15 protein-coding genes and 4 pseudogenes are annotated in these 18085 nt (G+C 54.0%); 13 read left to right on the forward strand and 6 right to left on the reverse strand.

The features are described 5' to 3' along the window. A partial coding sequence (locus ACRESJ_RS01905) for a transposase (RefSeq protein WP_431756378.1) occupies nucleotides 1-184 on the forward strand: 184 nt, incomplete at its 5' end. A gap of 106 nt (nucleotides 185-290) precedes the next feature. On the opposite strand, the pseudogene ACRESJ_RS01910 reads toward ACRESJ_RS01905, so the two are convergent. Beyond that, nucleotides 291-800 (reverse strand): annotated as a pseudogene (locus ACRESJ_RS01910) (group II intron maturase-specific domain-containing protein); the annotation flags it as partial. 1302 nt (nucleotides 801-2102) lie between these two features. Between ACRESJ_RS01910 and ACRESJ_RS01915 the strand changes: the two are divergent. Further along, on the forward strand, nucleotides 2103-2996 hold the full coding sequence (locus ACRESJ_RS01915) for a transporter substrate-binding domain-containing protein (protein ID WP_431756379.1): 894 nt from the start codon (nucleotides 2103-2105) through the stop codon (nucleotides 2994-2996). Nucleotides 2997-3152: 156 nt separating this feature from the next. Here the strand turns inward: ACRESJ_RS01915 and ACRESJ_RS01920 are convergent. Next, a pseudogene (locus ACRESJ_RS01920) lies at nucleotides 3153-3944 on the reverse strand (tyrosine-type recombinase/integrase); the annotation flags it as partial. 302 nt (nucleotides 3945-4246) lie between these two features. Then, nucleotides 4247-5719, reverse strand: a complete 1473-nt coding sequence (locus ACRESJ_RS01925; protein WP_431756380.1) for an aldehyde dehydrogenase family protein — start codon at nucleotides 5717-5719, stop codon at nucleotides 4247-4249. Nucleotides 5720-5931: 212 nt separating this feature from the next. Here ACRESJ_RS01925 and ACRESJ_RS01930 point away from each other — a divergent pair, with 212 nt between their 5' ends. Further along, nucleotides 5932-6966 (forward strand): helix-turn-helix domain-containing protein, encoded by a 1035-nt coding sequence (locus ACRESJ_RS01930; RefSeq protein WP_431756381.1) that lies wholly within the window; start codon nucleotides 5932-5934, stop codon nucleotides 6964-6966. Here the strand turns inward: ACRESJ_RS01930 and ACRESJ_RS01935 are convergent. Beyond that, nucleotides 6904-7995, reverse strand: a complete 1092-nt coding sequence (locus tag ACRESJ_RS01935) for an AraC family transcriptional regulator (RefSeq protein ID WP_431756382.1) — start codon at nucleotides 7993-7995, stop codon at nucleotides 6904-6906. The two genes, ACRESJ_RS01930 and ACRESJ_RS01935, sit on opposite strands and share 63 nt — an antisense overlap. A gap of 205 nt (nucleotides 7996-8200) precedes the next feature. Between ACRESJ_RS01935 and antA the strand changes: the two genes are divergently transcribed. The 5 genes from antA (at nucleotide 8201) to ACRESJ_RS01960 (ending at nucleotide 13502) form a co-directional block, all read left to right on the forward strand. Then, nucleotides 8201-9586 carry an anthranilate 1,2-dioxygenase large subunit gene (gene antA / locus ACRESJ_RS01940; protein WP_431756383.1) on the forward strand — a complete coding sequence of 462 codons (1386 nt, stop codon included), beginning with the start codon at nucleotides 8201-8203 and terminating at the stop codon, nucleotides 9584-9586. A 1-nt stretch (nucleotide 9587) separates the two neighbouring features. Then, complete coding sequence (antB, locus tag ACRESJ_RS01945; RefSeq protein ID WP_431756384.1) at nucleotides 9588-10079, forward strand: anthranilate 1,2-dioxygenase small subunit; 492 nt, start codon at nucleotides 9588-9590, stop codon at nucleotides 10077-10079. A gap of 17 nt (nucleotides 10080-10096) precedes the next feature. Further along, nucleotides 10097-11128, forward strand: a complete 1032-nt coding sequence (antC, locus tag ACRESJ_RS01950) for an anthranilate 1,2-dioxygenase electron transfer component AntC (RefSeq protein WP_431756385.1) — start codon at nucleotides 10097-10099, stop codon at nucleotides 11126-11128. A gap of 266 nt (nucleotides 11129-11394) precedes the next feature. Further along, nucleotides 11395-12333 (forward strand): SphA family protein, encoded by a 939-nt coding sequence (locus tag ACRESJ_RS01955; RefSeq protein WP_431756386.1) that lies wholly within the window; start codon nucleotides 11395-11397, stop codon nucleotides 12331-12333. 44 nt (nucleotides 12334-12377) lie between these two features. Next, a complete protein-coding gene (locus ACRESJ_RS01960; RefSeq protein ID WP_431756387.1) occupies nucleotides 12378-13502 on the forward strand; it encodes an NAD(P)-dependent alcohol dehydrogenase in 1125 nt (374 codons plus the stop codon). Nucleotides 13503-13625: 123 nt separating this feature from the next. Here ACRESJ_RS01960 and ACRESJ_RS01965 read toward each other — a convergent pair whose 3' ends face one another. After that, nucleotides 13626-13805 (reverse strand): hypothetical protein, encoded by a 180-nt coding sequence (locus ACRESJ_RS01965; RefSeq protein WP_431756388.1) that lies wholly within the window; start codon nucleotides 13803-13805, stop codon nucleotides 13626-13628. A gap of 110 nt (nucleotides 13806-13915) precedes the next feature. Here ACRESJ_RS01965 and ACRESJ_RS01970 point away from each other — a divergent pair, with 110 nt between their 5' ends. The 3 genes and pseudogenes from ACRESJ_RS01970 to ACRESJ_RS01980 form a co-directional block, all read left to right on the forward strand. Continuing rightward, on the forward strand, nucleotides 13916-14104 hold the full coding sequence (locus ACRESJ_RS01970; protein WP_431756389.1) for a hypothetical protein: 189 nt from the start codon (nucleotides 13916-13918) through the stop codon (nucleotides 14102-14104). Then, nucleotides 14032-14247, forward strand: a pseudogene (locus tag ACRESJ_RS01975) (hypothetical protein); the annotation flags it as partial. The gene ACRESJ_RS01970 and the pseudogene ACRESJ_RS01975, both read left to right, overlap by 73 nt. A gap of 60 nt (nucleotides 14248-14307) precedes the next feature. After that, a pseudogene (locus ACRESJ_RS01980) lies at nucleotides 14308-14670 on the forward strand (methyl-accepting chemotaxis protein); the annotation flags it as partial. Nucleotides 14671-14888: 218 nt separating this feature from the next. Here ACRESJ_RS01980 and ACRESJ_RS01985 read toward each other — a convergent pair. Then, nucleotides 14889-16205, reverse strand: a complete 1317-nt coding sequence (locus ACRESJ_RS01985; RefSeq protein ID WP_431756390.1) for an aspartate aminotransferase family protein — start codon at nucleotides 16203-16205, stop codon at nucleotides 14889-14891. A gap of 305 nt (nucleotides 16206-16510) precedes the next feature. On the opposite strand from ACRESJ_RS01985, the gene ACRESJ_RS01990 reads away from it, so the two are divergent. Both ACRESJ_RS01990 and ACRESJ_RS01995 read left to right on the forward strand, forming a co-directional pair. Beyond that, nucleotides 16511-17389, forward strand: coding sequence for a transporter substrate-binding domain-containing protein (locus tag ACRESJ_RS01990; protein WP_431756391.1), 879 nt, complete (start codon nucleotides 16511-16513; stop codon nucleotides 17387-17389). 47 nt (nucleotides 17390-17436) lie between these two features. Beyond that, nucleotides 17437-18078 (forward strand): amino acid ABC transporter permease, encoded by a 642-nt coding sequence (locus ACRESJ_RS01995; RefSeq protein WP_431756392.1) that lies wholly within the window; start codon nucleotides 17437-17439, stop codon nucleotides 18076-18078. The last annotated feature ends 7 nt before the right edge of the window (nucleotides 18079-18085 follow it).

The raw sequence follows: 18085 nt of genomic DNA on the forward strand, positions 1-18085 counted from the left end.
ACGCAGATCCATCGTGGAGCACCCGTTTGGCAATCTCAAACAATGGCTATTTGGGAACGGGCGGTTCTTGCTACGACAACTTGAAGGGACGAAAGCTGAAATGGCCCTGGCCGTGACCGCGTACAACCTCAAGCGGGCGATCAGTGTCCTGGGAGCCAAGAAAATGATGCAACTGATGGGCTGAAGAGCCTTTTTCATCACAATCGGCATAGGGGACGGTCTTCGTAGACCGTACCCCTGCCACACCACCCGGCATGCGGGTCCGCACCGGGCGGTTCGAGAGATTGAGGTCAGGAGAGGCGTGGTAGTCCCAAGCTGTCGAACCACGCAATATCAAGCACTCGGTTCATTACCATGCGGCTGTTGCGCCACCAGCTGCGCGAGTTCCCCGCAACTCTGCGTGCGCTTTCCTCGCGTACACCCAGTGCGCGCAGCTCTCTGTAGATCGTCGTTCCACGCTTCCAGTGTTTGAGTTGGATAGCTCGCAGTCGATGTCGTATCCATTCGTCCAGCTCTCGCCAGACTCTCGGGACTTGCGACAATCCAAAGTAAGCTTTCCAACCCAGCAGGTAAGGACGCAATCCCTTCACGACTTGCTGCATGCTATGACCGCCTGAGCTTCGGGTACATTCGCGTATCCGCTGGTTGAATCGCTGCTGCGCTTTGAATGAGACGGCTCGCTTGGCTTCACCTTGGTAGGGCCAAAAGGCATACCCCAGGAACTTGCGACCAAACGCGCTCGTCACTGCACTCTTGCTCGTGTTGACGCTCAGGTGCAGCTTTTCATACAACCGCCGGATTTACGCTGCCTGACCCTTGACCACAAGAGCTTCGCGAATTCTTGCTCGCTCGCCCTGATCGGCATCGCCTTGTATCCGGTTCTTGTCCATCGGCTCGCGGCTTCGCTCCACGCTTCCTCCCCACACTCGGTCGCCCTCATGCAGTTGCGCTTCACTTCGTTCGCTGTGGTCAGCTTACGGCGGGACTTACACCCACAAGATTGCGCCCATGCTGGGCGCACAAAACAAACGCCCCGAACAAGTCGGGGCGTTTGGTCTTAGGCCTGTCAGTGTGTTTTCACACAGTCTGTTAAATGGGGCTTTTTTTCGCCAGGGGAAAATATCGAGAACGAAAATGGCTCAGTATTAAGCCTGGGGCAGTGCTCGCGCTCCTCCGTTCTTCCAGCATTGGCGTTGGTTAGACGTCCTCTCGGGAACATTCGCATTCGACATAGTGATGCGGCCAGTGAATTCCTCGCTGTCCTTGGTGACACACACTGGCATGCATTCCAGACCGCGCTTGATTCTGAACTCTTCGAAACACCAATCCACTCTGGTACGCAGCATCGACAACTCGATTGGAGCTTTAGGATGCCCCAAGCACGACCTTGTACAGAGAAGAAGCCAAGAATCCCATGTGCGCCATCCTCTTGGTCACCTAGCGCGACATCAGTCATTTTCTAATGCGTCGTCGGCAGGACGCCTGAGGACGGAGAAACGCAAAGTTCCGAAACGGTCAACTGTGGATGAACGTCCAGAGATCGGCATTCAGTTTATCGACAGCGGCTTTAAAGTCCTTGGCGACACAAAGTAGAAGTAGCCGGATTGGGAAGCAGACATTCAAAGTCTGGCCTAAGCCGACGCTACGCGGCTTCGTCGTCCGGCGTCCATGTTGATCGATACGCTAAGCCCCAGGCTTTAGAGGCGCCTAAATGTCAGCGAAACATCTTCCCTCGTTTCCGCCCCCAAATACTCCAGTCGGCAGCGTGGCGTCTCGAGCTGATGCGCAGAAGCAGGACGCGTCGTGAGGATGCACGAGCAGTTAATTCAGTCGTTGCAGTGCTAGTGAAACCGGCGGTCCGAGCGGCATAAATTTAATGAAAACTACCTAATCTGCCGCCCGAACATTCCGATGGAGTTCCTGCGATTTAGCAACATAACTCAGTTTTTTTGATCTGGCGCAAAGTATTTACCGTCCCTGGGCGTACCTTTTTTATTTCCAATAACGTTTCGTAGACACGTCGGAAATTGGCGCTCACCCTTTACGTTTGTCAGTGTGTTTTTGATAAGTTTTTGTCTTTTTCATGCTTTCAAGGGAGTCCCATGAAAACCTCATATTTCGTAGCAGCGACAATCCTCGCCGCCGGCTTGTCTGCCATCGCATCTCAGGCCAACTCGCAGACACTCGAAAAAGTTGTCGACAGTAACAAAATCACAGTGTCTTACCGCGAGGCATCGGTACCTTTCAGCTACTTGATTAGCCCCACCAAAGCCGTGGGTTTCTCAGTCGATTTAACCGATGCCATCGTTGATGATGTGCGCAGGAAGCTCAAGAAGCCGAACTTAGAAGTGGCTTACATTCCTGTGTCTTCGCAAACCCGCATTCCGTTGCTGGTCAACGGCACATACGATCTGGAGTGCGGTTCCACCACTAACAACACTGCGCGTGGCAAGGACGTGGCTTTTGCAATTAGCCATTTCTACACCGGCACGCGCCTATTGACCAAGAAGACCTCCGGCATAAAGAACTACGCCGACCTCGCAAAGAAAACTGTTGCCAGCACCGTCGGCAGCACCAACGAGAAGGTCCTCCGTCAATACAGTGCCGACAACAATCTAGACGTACAGGTCGTCTTGGGCAAAGACTATGACGACTCCTTGGCGCTGGTTGAGAATGATCGTGCCGTGGCGTTTGCCATGGACGATATCCTGCTGTTTGGTCTCATGGCGAACTCCAAAAATCCCGACTCGCTCGAAGTCGTGGGTGATGCGCTGCAAGTCGAACCCTACGGCTGCATGCTTCGCAAAGATGATCCTGAATTCAAGGAATTGGTCGATGGCACCATAACCCGTCTCATGAAGTCGGGCGAATTCGCAAGGTTATACACCAAGTGGTTTCAATCACCGATTCCTCCAAAAGGAATGAATCTGAACATGCCTATGAGCGAACAGCTCAAAGCCAATCTCGAGGCGCGCAGTGACAAACCAGCGCTGTAAAGCTTGACGAATACCTAAGCAAACGACACAGAAGTCCGACTTTACTCGGTCATTGCGAGCAGCTGCCGGTTCCGAATCGCATCAGAATCGGCTGATAGCTGTCCTTCAAGAGCTACATTCGTCGTCCTTCACAGATCGCTTAGGCCAATACGAGCATTATTTCCGCATCTTTAATCCCTTTACTGATCTGGCTCGTTGCTCGTCAAGACTGTTGTAGTAGGTATTTTACGTTGTGCTGAGGCTGTTATGACGTAGATCCGCTTGGAGATCTTTCATATCGCGAAGCGGCGCATCGAACGTCGCGGCTGTATGGCGTAGCCAATGGAGCAAGGCAGAGCGGAGTTGGTCAATCTCATCCTCACTCCAACCTTCACTTTGCATACGTTGCAAGGCGCGATCAAACACCAACTGAAGAAGTGACCATACATGTCTGTCTGATAGACCTCCGCGGCCTTTCAGTGTGCTAATCAGTGGTGTTTGTTCCTGTGGTGAGGGCAGGGGAGAGAGCATTAGAAAGTGGCGATATCTCACGAGATAGCGCTCGACGTACTCGTCTCTCACACTGATTTTGGCCGCTTTATTACCTTTCCCGATGACGTGGAACCACCAATTGCCCGTTGTATCCCTCCGCAGATCTCCCATAATTGGCCGCCAGTTATCCCGGCCGATCAGGTCAGACACACGGAGGTACATAGCAAAGAGCGTCGCCACTACAAACAGCGTGCGCTCATGGGCTGGATCATCGTCAGCCATCAGTTCCGCAGTATCAATCACGAAACTCCATTGCAACTCGGTCAAGGAGCGAGACGCCACGTCCAGCGTGTTTCGCTGCTTATAGATCGACTTCTGTTTGATGGCACGGAACGGATTTGCTTCGGTAAGACCTTCATCCATCGCGTGTTGAAAGAAGCTGCCGCAGACAGCGAAGACCTGAGCCACAGACCCTTTAACCCGGGAGCGCGGCCACAGCATGACTCTAAGTTGCCAGGGATTTACTCCAGCGCAGAGTCATCGCCAAGCTTGCGTTTAGAGCTGTCATTGGCGATGAGAATGTCGTCAGATCTTCTGCGAACAACTCAGGGCGCGCTCAATGGGTGAGCATCGAGCGGAGCAGAAACCGCTTAATGCGGTTCACTGCTCATGCCCTTGAGAGGTCGGATAGGGCAGTGAATCCTGTTAAGGCGTCGAACGACTGAGCAATGAATCAACAGAGTCCTTCAGGATTACTAGCCCCACAGAAAGTTGCTGGCTTAATTTCCAGGCGCATACCAGGGTGCAATCACATCGGTTTGTACCGTGATGGACTTGAGGTGTGAGTACTGATTAAGGGTGTCGTGGCAATGCTCGCGCCCGATGCCACTCTCCTTGACCCCGCCAAATGGTGCCCCACTGTTGAGATTGAAATAGTGGTTGATCCATACGTTACCCGCTTCCAGTGCGTCGGCAGTTTTCATCGCATTACCGAGGTTAGATGTGTAAATGCCGGAAGCCAGGCCGTACCGTACGTCGTTGGCCTGTTCAAGCATGGCGTCATAGTCGTTCCAGCGAATCACGCTGAGCACAGGTCCAAAAATTTCCTCCTGAGCAATGCGCATGTTGTTGGTGGCTTCGAATACGGTGGGCTGGATGAAATATCCGTGCTCGTGCCCCGGGATCACTGCCCGCTGGCCTCCGACCAGCAGTTTGGCTTTTTCCGCCTTACCAATTTCGATGTAGTTGAGCACGCGCTCGCCTTGCTTCTGATTAATCAAGCCACTCAAATGAGTGGCTGCGGACATTGGGTCGCCAACCTTCAGCCGGGACACTGCATTGGCCAGTTTGTCAGTGAAGTTCGCATAGATATCGTCGTGTATGAACAAGCGTGTACCGGCCAGGCAAGATTGACCATTGCAATACAGCGCTGCGAATAGAACGTTATCGACCACAGCATCAATGTCGTTGATGTCCGGGAAAACAATGTTCGGGCTTTTCCCGCCCAGCTCCAATGAAACGGGGACCAGGCGTTCTGCACCTGCACACCCGATGATTTTGCCTACCTCGGGGCTGCCGGTGAACGCCAACTTGGCAATGCCGGGATGCGCAGTCAGGGCGGACCCTACTTCGGCACCGAAACCTGTAATGACGTTAATCACGCCTGCAGGAAAAATACTGCCTGCCAGTTCCGCGAATTCCAGGGTCGACAAGGAGGCGTTCTCGTCTGCCTTGAGAACCACTGTATTGCCTGCCGCGACAGCTGGCGCCACCTTCAGCGCTACCATGATAGCGGGTACGTTCCACGGGATGATCTGTCCCACGACTCCGATGGGTTCGCGCTTGGCAACCAGGTAGCCGCTTGGTATCGGCCGACCAAAACCTTCGTGGGTCAGAATGGCCCCTGCGAAATAGCGGTACTGCGCTACTGCAATATGGTAGTCAGTGATCACTTCCCCGATACGGCGACCCACGTCGGCGGCATCAATTGCAGCCAATCGCGGAGCGGCTTTCTCCAATTCGTCTGCCAAACGGTTGAGCAAGGCCGATCGCTCTTCGAAAGTGGTCTTTTTCCATTCTTTCTGCGCACGTTGTGCCGCGCGAACGGCTAAATCCACCTCGGCTGCGGTGCAGCGGGCCACGGTTGCCAGATGTTCGCCCGTTGAAGCATTGATTGCGGGAAAGGTTTGCGAAGTACTGACAAACTGACCGTCGATGTAGGCGGGGTAGTCGTTTTTTAGTGACAAGTTCATTGTTGTTGTCCAGTGGCCACAGGGTTGGTCGAACCAAATGTTCGAGGGTTGACATCTTCGATGCCTGCGCTGACATGGCGATATCAATGAGTGGCCATAACTATCGACTGACGGTCAAAATTCCCATCGAGCATTGCTTGATACGCTGGAGCGGGGTATTCAGAAGGCTGGAAAACTGAAAGTGCATCACAGAATGCACGGGAGAATCCGTGATGAGCGTGGCTACAGTGTTTGATAATCCGATCCAGGAGCTTGAGGAGGGAGCGCGCGGGCTGATGGGCGCCGGCGATATGCCCTCACAGTCTCTGTTGTTTGCGACCACCGATCTTGGCCAGGCAAACGAACAGGTCAGCCGCATCTATACCTCCTATCGCTACGAGTCAAAGGGCCCGTGCCGACTCCCGGCGAGTATGTATAACCTCCCGGGCAAAGCGGTCGGGCTGTCGAAATTTGCCTACGGCACTGACATAACCATCGAACCAGAGCCGTTTGAGGACTTTGCACTGGTGCTGACAACCCTGAAGGGGCAGTCGATTATCAGCACCAGCTCCATGCACAGCGCTGGCGGGAGAGGGAGTACCGTGCTGGTTGCCCCAGGCGAGAGTTCCAAGTACTTCTATGACGCTGACAACATTCAGTTAGTGGCTCGAATCGAGGCCTCACGGATCGTTGAGCTTGCCGCTTCGATGTTCAACTTCAGGGCGTGGGATTTTCCGCTGATGTCGCGAGCGATCGATGATCCTCGACAACGCGCGCTATGGCACGCCTCACTCAATCAGTTGCGTCAGTTACTGGACCCTTCCGCCAGCTCGCAAGTTCGAGATCTAATGCTTCCCAGAGCTGAGGAGCTGCTGATTCTTTCACTGCTTTGTGCCCAGTCGGATCTGCAGCATTGCGATGCTGCGATCACTCCCTATGTCAGTCCAGCCTATCTCAAACGTGCTATTGCTTACATCGAAGAGCATGCCGATCAGCCATTGACGCTGCTGAATGTGACGCAGGCCGCGCATTGCGGTATTCGCTCACTGCACAGGGCATTCCATGAATGGCGCGGTATCAGCCCAATGCGTTATCTCAAAGAGGTTCGCCTGCGCAACGTGCGCCAGGCGCTGCTTAATCCGAGTGAAGGCGATAGCGTGACCGAGTTGGCTATTCGCTGGGGTTTTCTGCATTTGGGCCAGTTCTCAGTCGACTATCGTCGTGCATTCGGTGAAAAGCCCTCCGACACTTTTCGCCGCGCCCGCTGAGTAAGACGAGCTCAGGCAATCACGTCTGCGCTCCAAGGTATCGGAAGGTGCTTCGGCAAAGGCTTTGCGATAGTCCGACGAGAACCGGCCCATGTGAGTGAAACCGCAACCCATTGCTATGGTTGAAATGTTCTGTTTGATCGGACCCTCCAGCAGTGCCTGGCGCACCGCCTGAAGGCGATAGTGTTTGAGGTACTGTGTTGTCGACATACCGAAATGGCGTCGGAAGGCGTCATAGAGGGTCGAGTGTGACACTCCGGAGGCCCGTTCCATGTCGACCAATTGCACATCGTCCTTGGCATGTTCGCGAATAAACTCGCAGGCCCGACGCAAGTATTGCGGATAACGGGCTTCGCTGGGCGTAGCCAGTTCGCAAGAGTAATTACTGGGCTGACACAGTATCAGGCCCTTGATCAACGCCCGCTCAATGTCCCGCGAGACCGGGTCCTCATTGAGCAAGCGCGGACTGTGCTCCATCTCTTGTATGAGAAACCTGACCATTCGCCACCAACTTGCCGCAGCGCCTTCGTTGACCTGCATTGTCGCGTCGAAAACCAGTGGTTGCAGGACCGGGCGCATCAGTAACTCTTCAAGCACTTTATGCAAGACGTCACGACCAATCGCTACCTGCAACTTGCTGCAATTGCCGGCAATAGTCAGTTCCTGGCGCATGTTGGGCGAAATGATCACTGCGTGATTGATGTTCGACAGCGCCGTTCCTGCAGGCAAGCGCAACTCTTGCTCACCCGTCAGGGGCAAGCTGATGCTGAAGCAGTTGAGTTGCGCTTCTTCAATGCCAATTCGCACATCCGTGCCGTACTGGATTTCGCCAATCACTGTCGACATCGACCTGAGTACGGTAGCCGAGTGTCGAAACTGCAAACGTTGCGGTGAGCTGACCTGTAATTGGTGCGGACCGCATATTGTTTCCATCCAGGATTGGGCACTGCGCAAGTCGTGGTGTACGGCTCTTAATGTTTTGGCTTGCTCGGGATAATCCGGGCCACCTGCATTGTTGTGTACGGCCATCTATCACCTCTGGGGATCTGATTGAGACCTAAATTAGGCCGTCGAACCGCCAGGGACTATCCGAATTTTGCCACCACTATCAAGGTCCGGACTAAATACTCTCGCGCCAACGATTTCGGATATGGCTGGGGTCAAATCAGGATAGAGGTCGTCGTAACGAAGGTATCCAATGGAGGCAGAGCACACTATAAAAAGAGTTGATCTGATGAGTGACTATCGAACCAATGAGCAGTGGCAGGACTACGTCCGTGGCTGCATTGATTTCCGCCCGCAAGACGGGATTTATCGCGTAGCTCGTGACATGTTCACAGAGCCTCAGTTGTTCGACCTGGAGATGGAACTGATCTTCGAAAAGGCCTGGATCTACGCTTGTCATGAGAGCGAAATTCCTGCGCCAAACGACTTTCTGACCGTCAAAGTGGGTCGTCAGCCATTGATCATCACCCGCGACTCTGGCGGACAACTCAATGGGCTGATAAACGCCTGCCAGCATCGTGGAGCCACGCTGACTCGGGTGGGCAAGGGTAACCAGTCCACCTTCACCTGTCCCTTCCATGCCTGGTGCTACAAAAGTGATGGGCGACTGGTAAAAGTCAAAGCGCAGGGTGAATACCCGGAGAACTTCGACAAAGCTACCCGGGGCTTGAAGAAAGCTCGGATCGCCAGTTACAAGGGCTTTGTCTTCGTGAGCCTGGATGTGCAAGGCACCGACTCGATTGAAGACTACCTCGGCGATGCTCGAATCTTCTTCGACATGATGGTCGCTCAGTCGCCGACGGGTGAGCTTGAAATACTGCCGGGTAAATCTACCTACAGTTACGAAGGCAACTGGAAGCTTCAACATGAGAACGGTCTGGACGGTTACCACGTCAGCACTGTGCACTACAACTATGTTTCCACCGTACAGCATCGCCAACAGGTAAATGCTTCCAACGGTGCGGCATCCGCCACCTTGGATTACAGCAAGCTTGGCGCCGGTGATGCCGAGACCGACGACGGATGGTTCTCCTTCAAAAACGGCCATAGCCTGCTATTCAGTGACATGCCGAACCCTTCGGTGCGCCCCGGCTACGCGAGTGTCATGCCACGGCTTGTGGAGACCCACGGGCAGGAAAAAGCCGAGTGGATGATGCATCGTCTACGCAACCTGAACATCTACCCCAGCTTGTTCTTCATGGACCAGATCAGTTCACAACTGCGGATCGTGCGGCCAGTCGCCTGGAACAAGACCGAAATTGTCAGCCAGTGCATCGGTGTCAAAGGGGAGTCCGATGCCGATCGTGAAAACCGCATCCGCCAGTTCGAAGACTTTTTCAACGTCTCGGGCATGGGCACGCCCGACGATCTTGTGGAGTTTCGTGAAGCCCAGCGCGGGTTCCAGGCTCGATTGGAGCATTGGAATGAAATTACCCGGGGCAGTCATAAATGGGTTCAGGGCCCGACTGCCAATAGTGAAGTACTGGGTATTTCACCGGTGATGACGGGGACCGAGTTCACTCATGAAGGCTTGTACGTGAACCAGCATGGCGCTTGGCAGCGCTTGCTGCTGGATGGCCTGCAACGCAAAGATTTGAAGTTGAAGGAGCTGTGAAATGAGCCAGGCCTATCAGTATTCCGTGGAACAGTTCCTTTATCGCAAAGCCGAGTTGTGCGATCGCCAGGATTGGGACGCATACCTTGAACTGTTCGATCCCTTGAGCGAATTCCACCTGCCGCAATGGGAATCGGAACACACCTACACGACCGATCCCAAACGCAGTATGTCACTGATCTATTACGCCAATCGTGGTGGTCTTGAAGACCGTGTATTCCGACTGCGCACAGGTAAATCCGCCGCATCGACACCGATGCCACGCACCTTGCACCAAATCAACAATGTACGCATTGAGGAGCGTGATGACGGGCAGTTGGTGGTTCGGGCAGCCTGGGCCACGCTGTATACCCGGCAAGCGGTGTCGAACCAGTTTTTTGGTCACGTCACCTATCACCTCAAAGCGAACGGTGACAGCTGGACGATCACCCGCAAACACATCGTCCTGCTTAATGACACGATCGATTCGGTGCTGGACTTTTACCATCTGTAAGCTGCGGAGCTGCTGTTATGAATCATAAAATCGCCTTCAGCTTTGCCGATGGTAAAACCCTGTTCTTCGAGGCCGGTGCGAACGAGCTACTTCTCGATGCTGCGCTGCGTAATGGGGTGAACATTCCACTCGATTGCCGTGAAGGGGTGTGCGGTACTTGTCAGGGGCGTTGTGAGTCAGGTCAATACACTCTGGACTACGTTGATGAGGAAGCCTTGAGCGAACGCGACTTGGCGCAACGCAAGATTCTCGCGTGCCAGACTCGTTTGCACTCCGATGCGACTTTTGCCTTCGATTTTGACTCAAGCTTGTGCAGCGCTGTCGGGACGCAAATCGTGCAGGGCGTGGTGACCAGTGTTGAACTGGTATCGCGCAGTACTGCGATCCTGCACCTGGACGCGAGCGCGACTGCACAGCAACTGAATTTTTTGCCGGGTCAATACGCCCGTATTCAGGTGCCTGGATCGTCGCACTGGCGCTCCTATTCTTTTGCCAATCGGCCTAACTCACGCAATCACTTGCAGTTCCTGATTCGCCTGTTGCCGGACGGTGCAATGAGCAACTTTCTCCGGGAACAGTGCCAACCCGGCATGACGTTGGATTTGGAAGCTCCGTTGGGAAGCTTCTATCTACGCCAAGTAGAAAAACCCTTGGTACTCGTGGCAGGTGGCACAGGGCTTTCGGCGTTTTTGGGCATGCTCGACGAGTTGGCGGATGAAGGCGGTAGGGGCCACGCCATTCAATTATTCTACGGCCTTACTCAAGACGCCGATGTGTGTGAGTTACCGCGTCTGGACAGCTACCAGTCCCGCATTCCAGGCTTTACCTACCAAGTCATTGTTTCGCAACCATCGGAGCAGTGGAAAGGCAAGGTTGGCTACATACCCGATTACTTCTACCCTGAACAACTGGCAGGTCAAGAGTTCGATATTTATATGTGTGGGCCGCCAGCCATGGTGGAGGCTGTTAAAAACTGGATGGAAATAAAGGGTCTGGACAATTTCAATATGTACTATGAAAAATTCATTCAAAGCAACTCGCCTCACTGATACTTGATTGTAACCTTCGCAAGCAACGAGCAACCGTAAAATGTTTTAACGCCGGCACACCGGCAAGCACCGGAGTTCCACAGGGTGGAATGCCTTACCTTGACAAAAATAATTAAATGGGCTGATGAAGTGAATAATAAAATAAGCAATAGCCTTGCAGCACCTTCTGCCACCACTTGAGTTTCGGTTTGTTTTGCTATCGAGTATCCCTGCCACAGGGTTATCCGGTAGACGAGCCTTATTTAACGGAGGTCGAAGGAGATCCCATGAAAAAAATGACGATGCTGTTTTCACTGTGCTTCGCTACGAGTGCACAAGTCACCCATGCTTATGACCTGCCCTCGGTCAATCTGGGGTTGACCAGTTTTCTGGATGGCGGCCTTCCCGCCGGCCCAGGTTGGTACTTTCAAGAGTACGCCATCCATTACAATGCTCATCGATTGAAAGATAATCAAGGCACTAACTTGCCGTTGCCCAAGCGCGATGTGCAGTTCCAGGTCCTGGCGAGTCAACTGAGTTATATGTCCGATGTGCGTTGGGGTAACGCGGCGTTGGGCTGGAATATGGTATTGCCAATAGTCACGAAAATGGATGTCGATGACGGCCTGGATAATACTGCGCTTAAAGCCCAGAGCGGTATGGGTGACCTGGTTTTTGGGCCTTTCTTCCAGTTTGATCCAATCATGGGTGAGAACGGCCCTACCTTTGTTCATAGGATCGAGCTGGACGTCAATGCACCTACGGGGGAGTACGACTCGCAGCACGATATCAACCCTGGTTCTAATGCGTGGTCCTTCAATCCTTATTGGGCAGGTACCTATTTCTTCACTCCGAAGTGGACCGCGTCGACTCGCTTGTACTACCTATATAATTTTAAAAACGATGACCCTGGTTATGCTTACGGTGATGTATCGGATGTGCAGGCAGGCCAGGCAGTTCACGCTAACTTTGCTACGGAATATGCGTTAACCGACAAGTTGCGAGTGGGCATCAACGGTTATTGGTTGAATCAAATAACAGATACAAAAATAGGAGGCCATGAAGTGTCGGGGCGCCGGGAAAAAGTTTGGGCAGTCGGGCCAGGCGCTTTATATAGCTTCTCCAAAGATGACCACGTATTTGCAAATGCCTACTTTGAACAGGATGTGAGGAATCGACCAGAAGGCTCCAGATTGGTGTTTCGATACACCCATCATTTTGATTGATGCTCTCTATTGTATTCTGAAGTTGCCAATGACTGGAGATAATAATGAACGCTACTAATACTCTACAAATCAAAGCGGCAGTGGTTCGATCCAAAGGTGCACCCTTTGTAATTGAGGCTGCAACACTACGGCTTCCTGTCGGGGACGAGGTACTCGTTAAAATCGTTGCCACCGGTATGTGTCACACCGACATGATTATTCGAGACCAGTATTACCCGGTACCGCTTCCTGCCGTGTTGGGTCATGAGGGTTCCGGCATCGTCGAAGCGGTTGGACCGTTGGTTCGAGATTTACAAGTTGGCGACCATGTCGTATTGACCTATGGCAGTTGCGGCCATTGCCAGCCCTGTGCAGGGGGGCTGTCCTCGTACTGCAAGGACTTTTATAACCTCAATTTCAGCGGGGCGGATGCACAGGGTCAGTGCGCAATTGATGATCATCACGGTGAGCCACTGCATGATCACTTCTTTTCGCAATCCTCATTCGCCACCTACTCGCTGAGTCGCGAAAACAACGCAATCAAAGTCCCCAAAGAGGCGCCGCTCACATTACTGGGTCCGTTGGGTTGTGGCATTCAGACCGGCGCAGGTGCTGTGATCAACTCGCTAAAGGTTCGACCAGGCAGCAGCTTTGCGGCGTTTGGTTCCGGAGCTGTCGGGCTAAGCGCTGTACTCGCGGCCAAGGTTGCGGGCGCAACGGTGATCATTGCGGTGGACGTAGTGCCTTCGCGGTTGAAACTGGCATTGGAGTTGGGCGCTACCCATGTGGTCAACAGCAAAGATGAAGACCCGGTGGAGGCCATTCGCGGGATCACCGGAGGCGGAGTCGACTTCGCCTTGGAATCCACCGGTATTCCGGCAGTGTTACGCCAATCGGTGGATGCGCTCGGTGGGTTGGGTAGCGTGGGAGTCGTTGGGGCATCGCACCTGGGGACGCTGGCGTCATTCGATGTCAACGACCTGTTGATCAGTGGCAAGAGTATTCGCGGAATTTGTGAAGGCGACAGCGTGCCACAAAAGTTCATTCCCGATCTGGTCAATCTGTTTATGCAGGGGCGCTTTGCCTTTGACAAAATGGTGAAGTTTTACCCGTTCGAGGAAATCAATCAGGCTGCTGCTGACAGTGAGCGTGGAGATACGCTTAAGCCGATTCTGCTGATCGGTTCCTGAGCTGCCCTCGGTCATAGATATCTGCCGCTTTTGACGCGGCAGATACGATCAGAGTATTTGAGAATCGGAAAACCCAATTGAGGCGCCTATGGGGGAGGGCGTCTCGGATAATCGATGTAAAGACTATCCCATCTCCTCACATTGCCAAGCGTTTGGCACGTCTTCCAATGGCGCCGCTTCGGTGGCTATCGTCAGTCTGACGCTGCCGATAGCCACCATTACCCCACCTATTGCACGCAGCAGGCCGGCGCGAGAAACGTTGCCCAGGCCGAATCCCATCAGCTTGAGGGCGGAGTTGCGCACCAGCGAGCCTGGCAGGTTGATGTCGTTGCCGGTCAGCGAGCCGATCTGCGCGAAGCGAATCTGTGCCCCCAGAACCGGAATCGCCTTTTGTCCGTCGGGATCTCAATTCATTGGAGCTCTCCAACGTCAGCCAGCGAGTAAGCGAGGCACTGGAACTGTCCATTGGCCTGCAGAAGGAAGCGCTGCTTGACCTCGACGAACGCTTGGCAGGCTATCAACAGGCTGCTTGGCACGTTTCGGTAGTGGCGGTGTCGTTGTTCAGCCTGATGGCGTTGCTGGCGCTCTATGGCGTGCTCTAAGTACAGGTTTCGATTCGCCGCAACACTGTGAGTTTACCCACATCGCTCGCTCGATAAGCGAAGGCGATCTTTGCTCTCGTGTGAAAGTAATCGGTAAAGATGAGCTGGCGCACATCGGCCATGCCCTCAATGTTGCCCAGGATCAACTACGGGATTCGCTCCAGACTATCAGCGAGCAGATCCGCGGTGTCACTGATACGGTGGTGGTACTGGATGATCAGGCCGGCGCCTCGGTGCAAGCCGCGGACCATCAACGTCAGCAGGTGGCCCTGATTGCCGCTGCTGCACTTGAGCTCGCAAACACCGCACAAGGTGTGGCACTGACCTGTGAGACTGCGGTCAGCTTCTCCAGCGAGGCTCGCAATCTGGCAAATGAAGGCCATCAACAGAGCAGTCAGACCACCTTGGACATGCAGCAAATGACAGGCCGTTTGGATGAAGCCACTGCTGCTCTGGCCTGCCTGCGAGAGCGTACCCAGCGTATTGAAGTGATGGTGGCAGTGATTAAAGGAATCGCCGATAAGACCAATTTGCTGGCGCTAAACGCGAGCATCGAGCGTGCCCGGGAAGTCAATGGGGTGGCAGTGACGCTCAAGCAGGGGTGTGATGCACTGAAGGGAAATACAGAATGTCTCCCAGTCGATCATCAGATCGTGGCGCGGTGAGCAAGGCAAATATTTACGTGCGTTTGTACCGCTGACGTTTGCACTCGGTGAGTGCTATTCAATTTGACTGGCTTGGTTGAGAGGAAAAAGGAGCAGGTGTACCTGCTCCTTTTCCGGCGTTAAGTGTTTGCGCGAATGCAAGTGCGCAGCGCTTCAACGAGCGCTTCCAACTCATCGGCAGTGGCATCGAACGGAGGGGCAAATACCGCTTGGTCGCCCGACCAGCGCAGGTAATAGCCAGCTTCATAAAGTGCCTCGGTGATTCGATGTCCACGAATACCAGGTTGGCCAGGCAATGGAGCAAACTCGACGCTGCCTGCAAAGCCGACGTTTCGAATATCTACTACGTTTGGCTCGCCTTTGAGAGAGTGAATCAGTTCTTGGAACAGGTTCTCTTTTTCGCGCACCTTTTCCGCCATACCTTCGTTGTGGAACACATCGATGGCGGCCAGGCCTGCAGCAACAGCGACCGGATGGGCCGAGTAGGTGTAACCGTGGAATATGCTATTGGTGTACTCGGGCTGAGCCATGAAGGTCTTATAGATCTCGCTCGTCATGATCACACCGCCCAGGGGCTGCGTACCATTGGTCACGGTCTTGGCAAACGTGATCATGTCAGGAACAACATCAAAGCGCTGGGCTGCGAAATGGGTACCCATGCGCCCAAAGCCGCAGATTACCTCGTCGAAGATCAGCAGAATTCCATGCTTGGTGCAGATCTCGCGCAAACGCTTCAGGTATCCCTGCGGCGGAACAAGCACACCGGTGGAGCCAGCCATCGGTTCGACAATGACCGCAGCGATATTCGAAGCGTCATGCAGTGCAACCAAACGCTCAAGATCATCCGCAAGGTGAGCGCCCCAGGCAGGCTGACCTTGCGAAAATGCCATCTGCTCCAGGTTATGGGTATGGGGCAGATGGTCGACGCCTGGCAGGGTCAACGTAGAGAACATCTTACGGTTGCCGACCATGCCGCCTACGGAGATGCCACCAAAACCAACGCCGTGATAGCCACGTTCGCGGCCAATCATACGGGTGCGACCGGCCTCACCTTTAAGGCGGTGGTAACCCAATGCGATCTTCAGGGCTGAGTCGACCGCATCAGAGCCGCCCGTTGTGTAGAACACGTGGTTAAGGGGCTCAGGCGCCATGTCAGCGATTTTTTCGGTCAGTGCAAACGCATCTGGGTGGCTCATATAGAAGGCTGAAACGTAATCCAGCTTCGCCACCTGCTTTTGGACGGCTTCGACAATTTTCGGATGCGAGTGCCCCATTCCCGAACACCATAGCCCGGAGAAACCGTCAAAGACTTTGGCGCCTTCTCGTGTGTGCAGGTAGCTGCCTTGAGCATGGGTAATCATGCGAGGCTTCTGTTTGAAAAGCGCGTTTGGCGTGAAGCCGATGAAGTAGGAGTCGAGCTGTTTGTTGTTATCCATTTGGAAGTCCTTCTGATGTTTCAGGTACAAAGACGACCTCACGCTAAGTCAGATCAGTTAAGGGTCATAGGGCCACTTTTTCAGCGTGGCTAAGTCCACCAAACCCTTTGCCTGAGAGGATTGCGCTAGTTGGGGGGGCGAGACAGCGGACTGGCGAAGTGGTCTTAACCACTGCAAAAAAGTGGCACTACTGTCCGTGGCCTGTGGCTCTTATCGTCGTCTCCGGTGCAACGGTTTGGGGAACGGGCTTCGGCCCGCATCTGCCAAGTCGTCTGCGTGTAGTGATCTGTGCTTGGAGAACAACAATGAAAATGAAGCGCCACATCGCCGAGCGTGTGCTCGGAGTCACACTTGCCGTGCTGATAGGCTCGACATCCCTTAATGCCAACGCCGACCTGGAGCAGGTTAAGGCGCGAGGCTATATGACTGTGGCAACTGAGGACGATTACGCCCCTTACAACTTTGTTGTGGACGGGAAACCCGAGGGCTTCCATAACGAACTACTGGCCGACCTCAAGGCGTTTGGCAAGCAGAAGGGATTTGATGTACGCCAGGAAATTCTGCCTTGGACCGGGTTGCTGGCATCGGTTTCATCCGGGCAGTACGACGTAGCCTTCACGGGGGCGATCGTAACGGACGAAAGGTTGCGCGTATTCGACTTCGCACCACCATTCGCAACCGCTCAACATTTTTTCGTCAAGCTCAAGTCGAACGATGGCATCACCCAGAACATCACAAGTCTCTGCGGCAAAGCAGTAGGTGTCCAGGGTGGTAGCTCGTTCGAAGCTCGTCTGCCTGAACTGGTAAAAATGCTGAAGACCTCAGGTTGCGAGATCGGAGAGGTCATCAAGTATCAGACTTACCCAGAAGCTTATGCGGATCTCGCCAATGGCCGGGTCGAGTATGTGATCAATTCGCTGATTGCTGTGAACGACGTCATTCGGGCGCGCGACCAGGTGTTTGAGAAGGGATTTGCGGTCACAGGCGGAGGCTTCAATGCCTGGCCGGTTCCCAAGAACAACCCACAGGTATTGGCTTTCTACTCCGAGTTCATGGACTCGGTACGCAAGAGCGGTCGCCTGGCAGCGCTCCAGACCAAGTGGTTTGGTGAGGCGTTCAGCGACTTGCCCACACAACCGATCACCAGTGTTGCCCAATTCCATCAGTTGGCCGGCCTCGAGTAAGGCATGCATATGAGCTTACTTGATGTGTTAGGTCGAGGAGGTTTGGCATGAACTCCCAAGCTTGGTGGCTACTGCTGGATGGCGCTTGCACGACCTTGTGGATTTCCGCGGTGGCGATTGCACTGGGCGTGTTTTGTGGCTTGCTCATCGCGTTGGCGCGGATGGCGCGCCTGCCTGTGATTGGTCCGCTCCTGGCAGGGTATGTCAGCTTCGCCAGGGCCACGCCATTGGTGACCCTTACGCTGTTCCTGTTCCTCTCTGCGCCTACCTTCGGGATTGAGATGAACAGGTATGTAGCGGCGATTTTGGCGCTCACCTTGAACACTGCAGCGTTCAACGCGGAAATCTGGCGGTCGGCATTTCTGGGCTTTTCACGGGAGCAGCGCGAGGCAGCGCTCTCCTGTGGCATGACCCCGTGGATCATGTTCTCGAGAATTCAACTCCCTCAAGTCATGATCAGCAGCCTCCCGGGACTGGTGAACGAAATGTCGTTCCTGATCAAAGCCAGTCCTGCAATTGCCGTGATCGGAATCGTGGATTTGACTAGGGTGACCAATCGCATCACCTCGGTCACCTACGAACCTCTTCCTCCGATCCTGGCTGCAGCATTGTTGTACATGGTGATCATCGGCTGTTTGCTCAAGCTGCAATCAGTTGCTGAACGCAAAGCCAACCGCTTGGCAATGTGAGGTGCAG

It is taken from the genome of Pseudomonas sp., assembly GCF_050739655.1.
Classification (GTDB): Bacteria; Pseudomonadota; Gammaproteobacteria; order Pseudomonadales; family Pseudomonadaceae; genus Aquipseudomonas.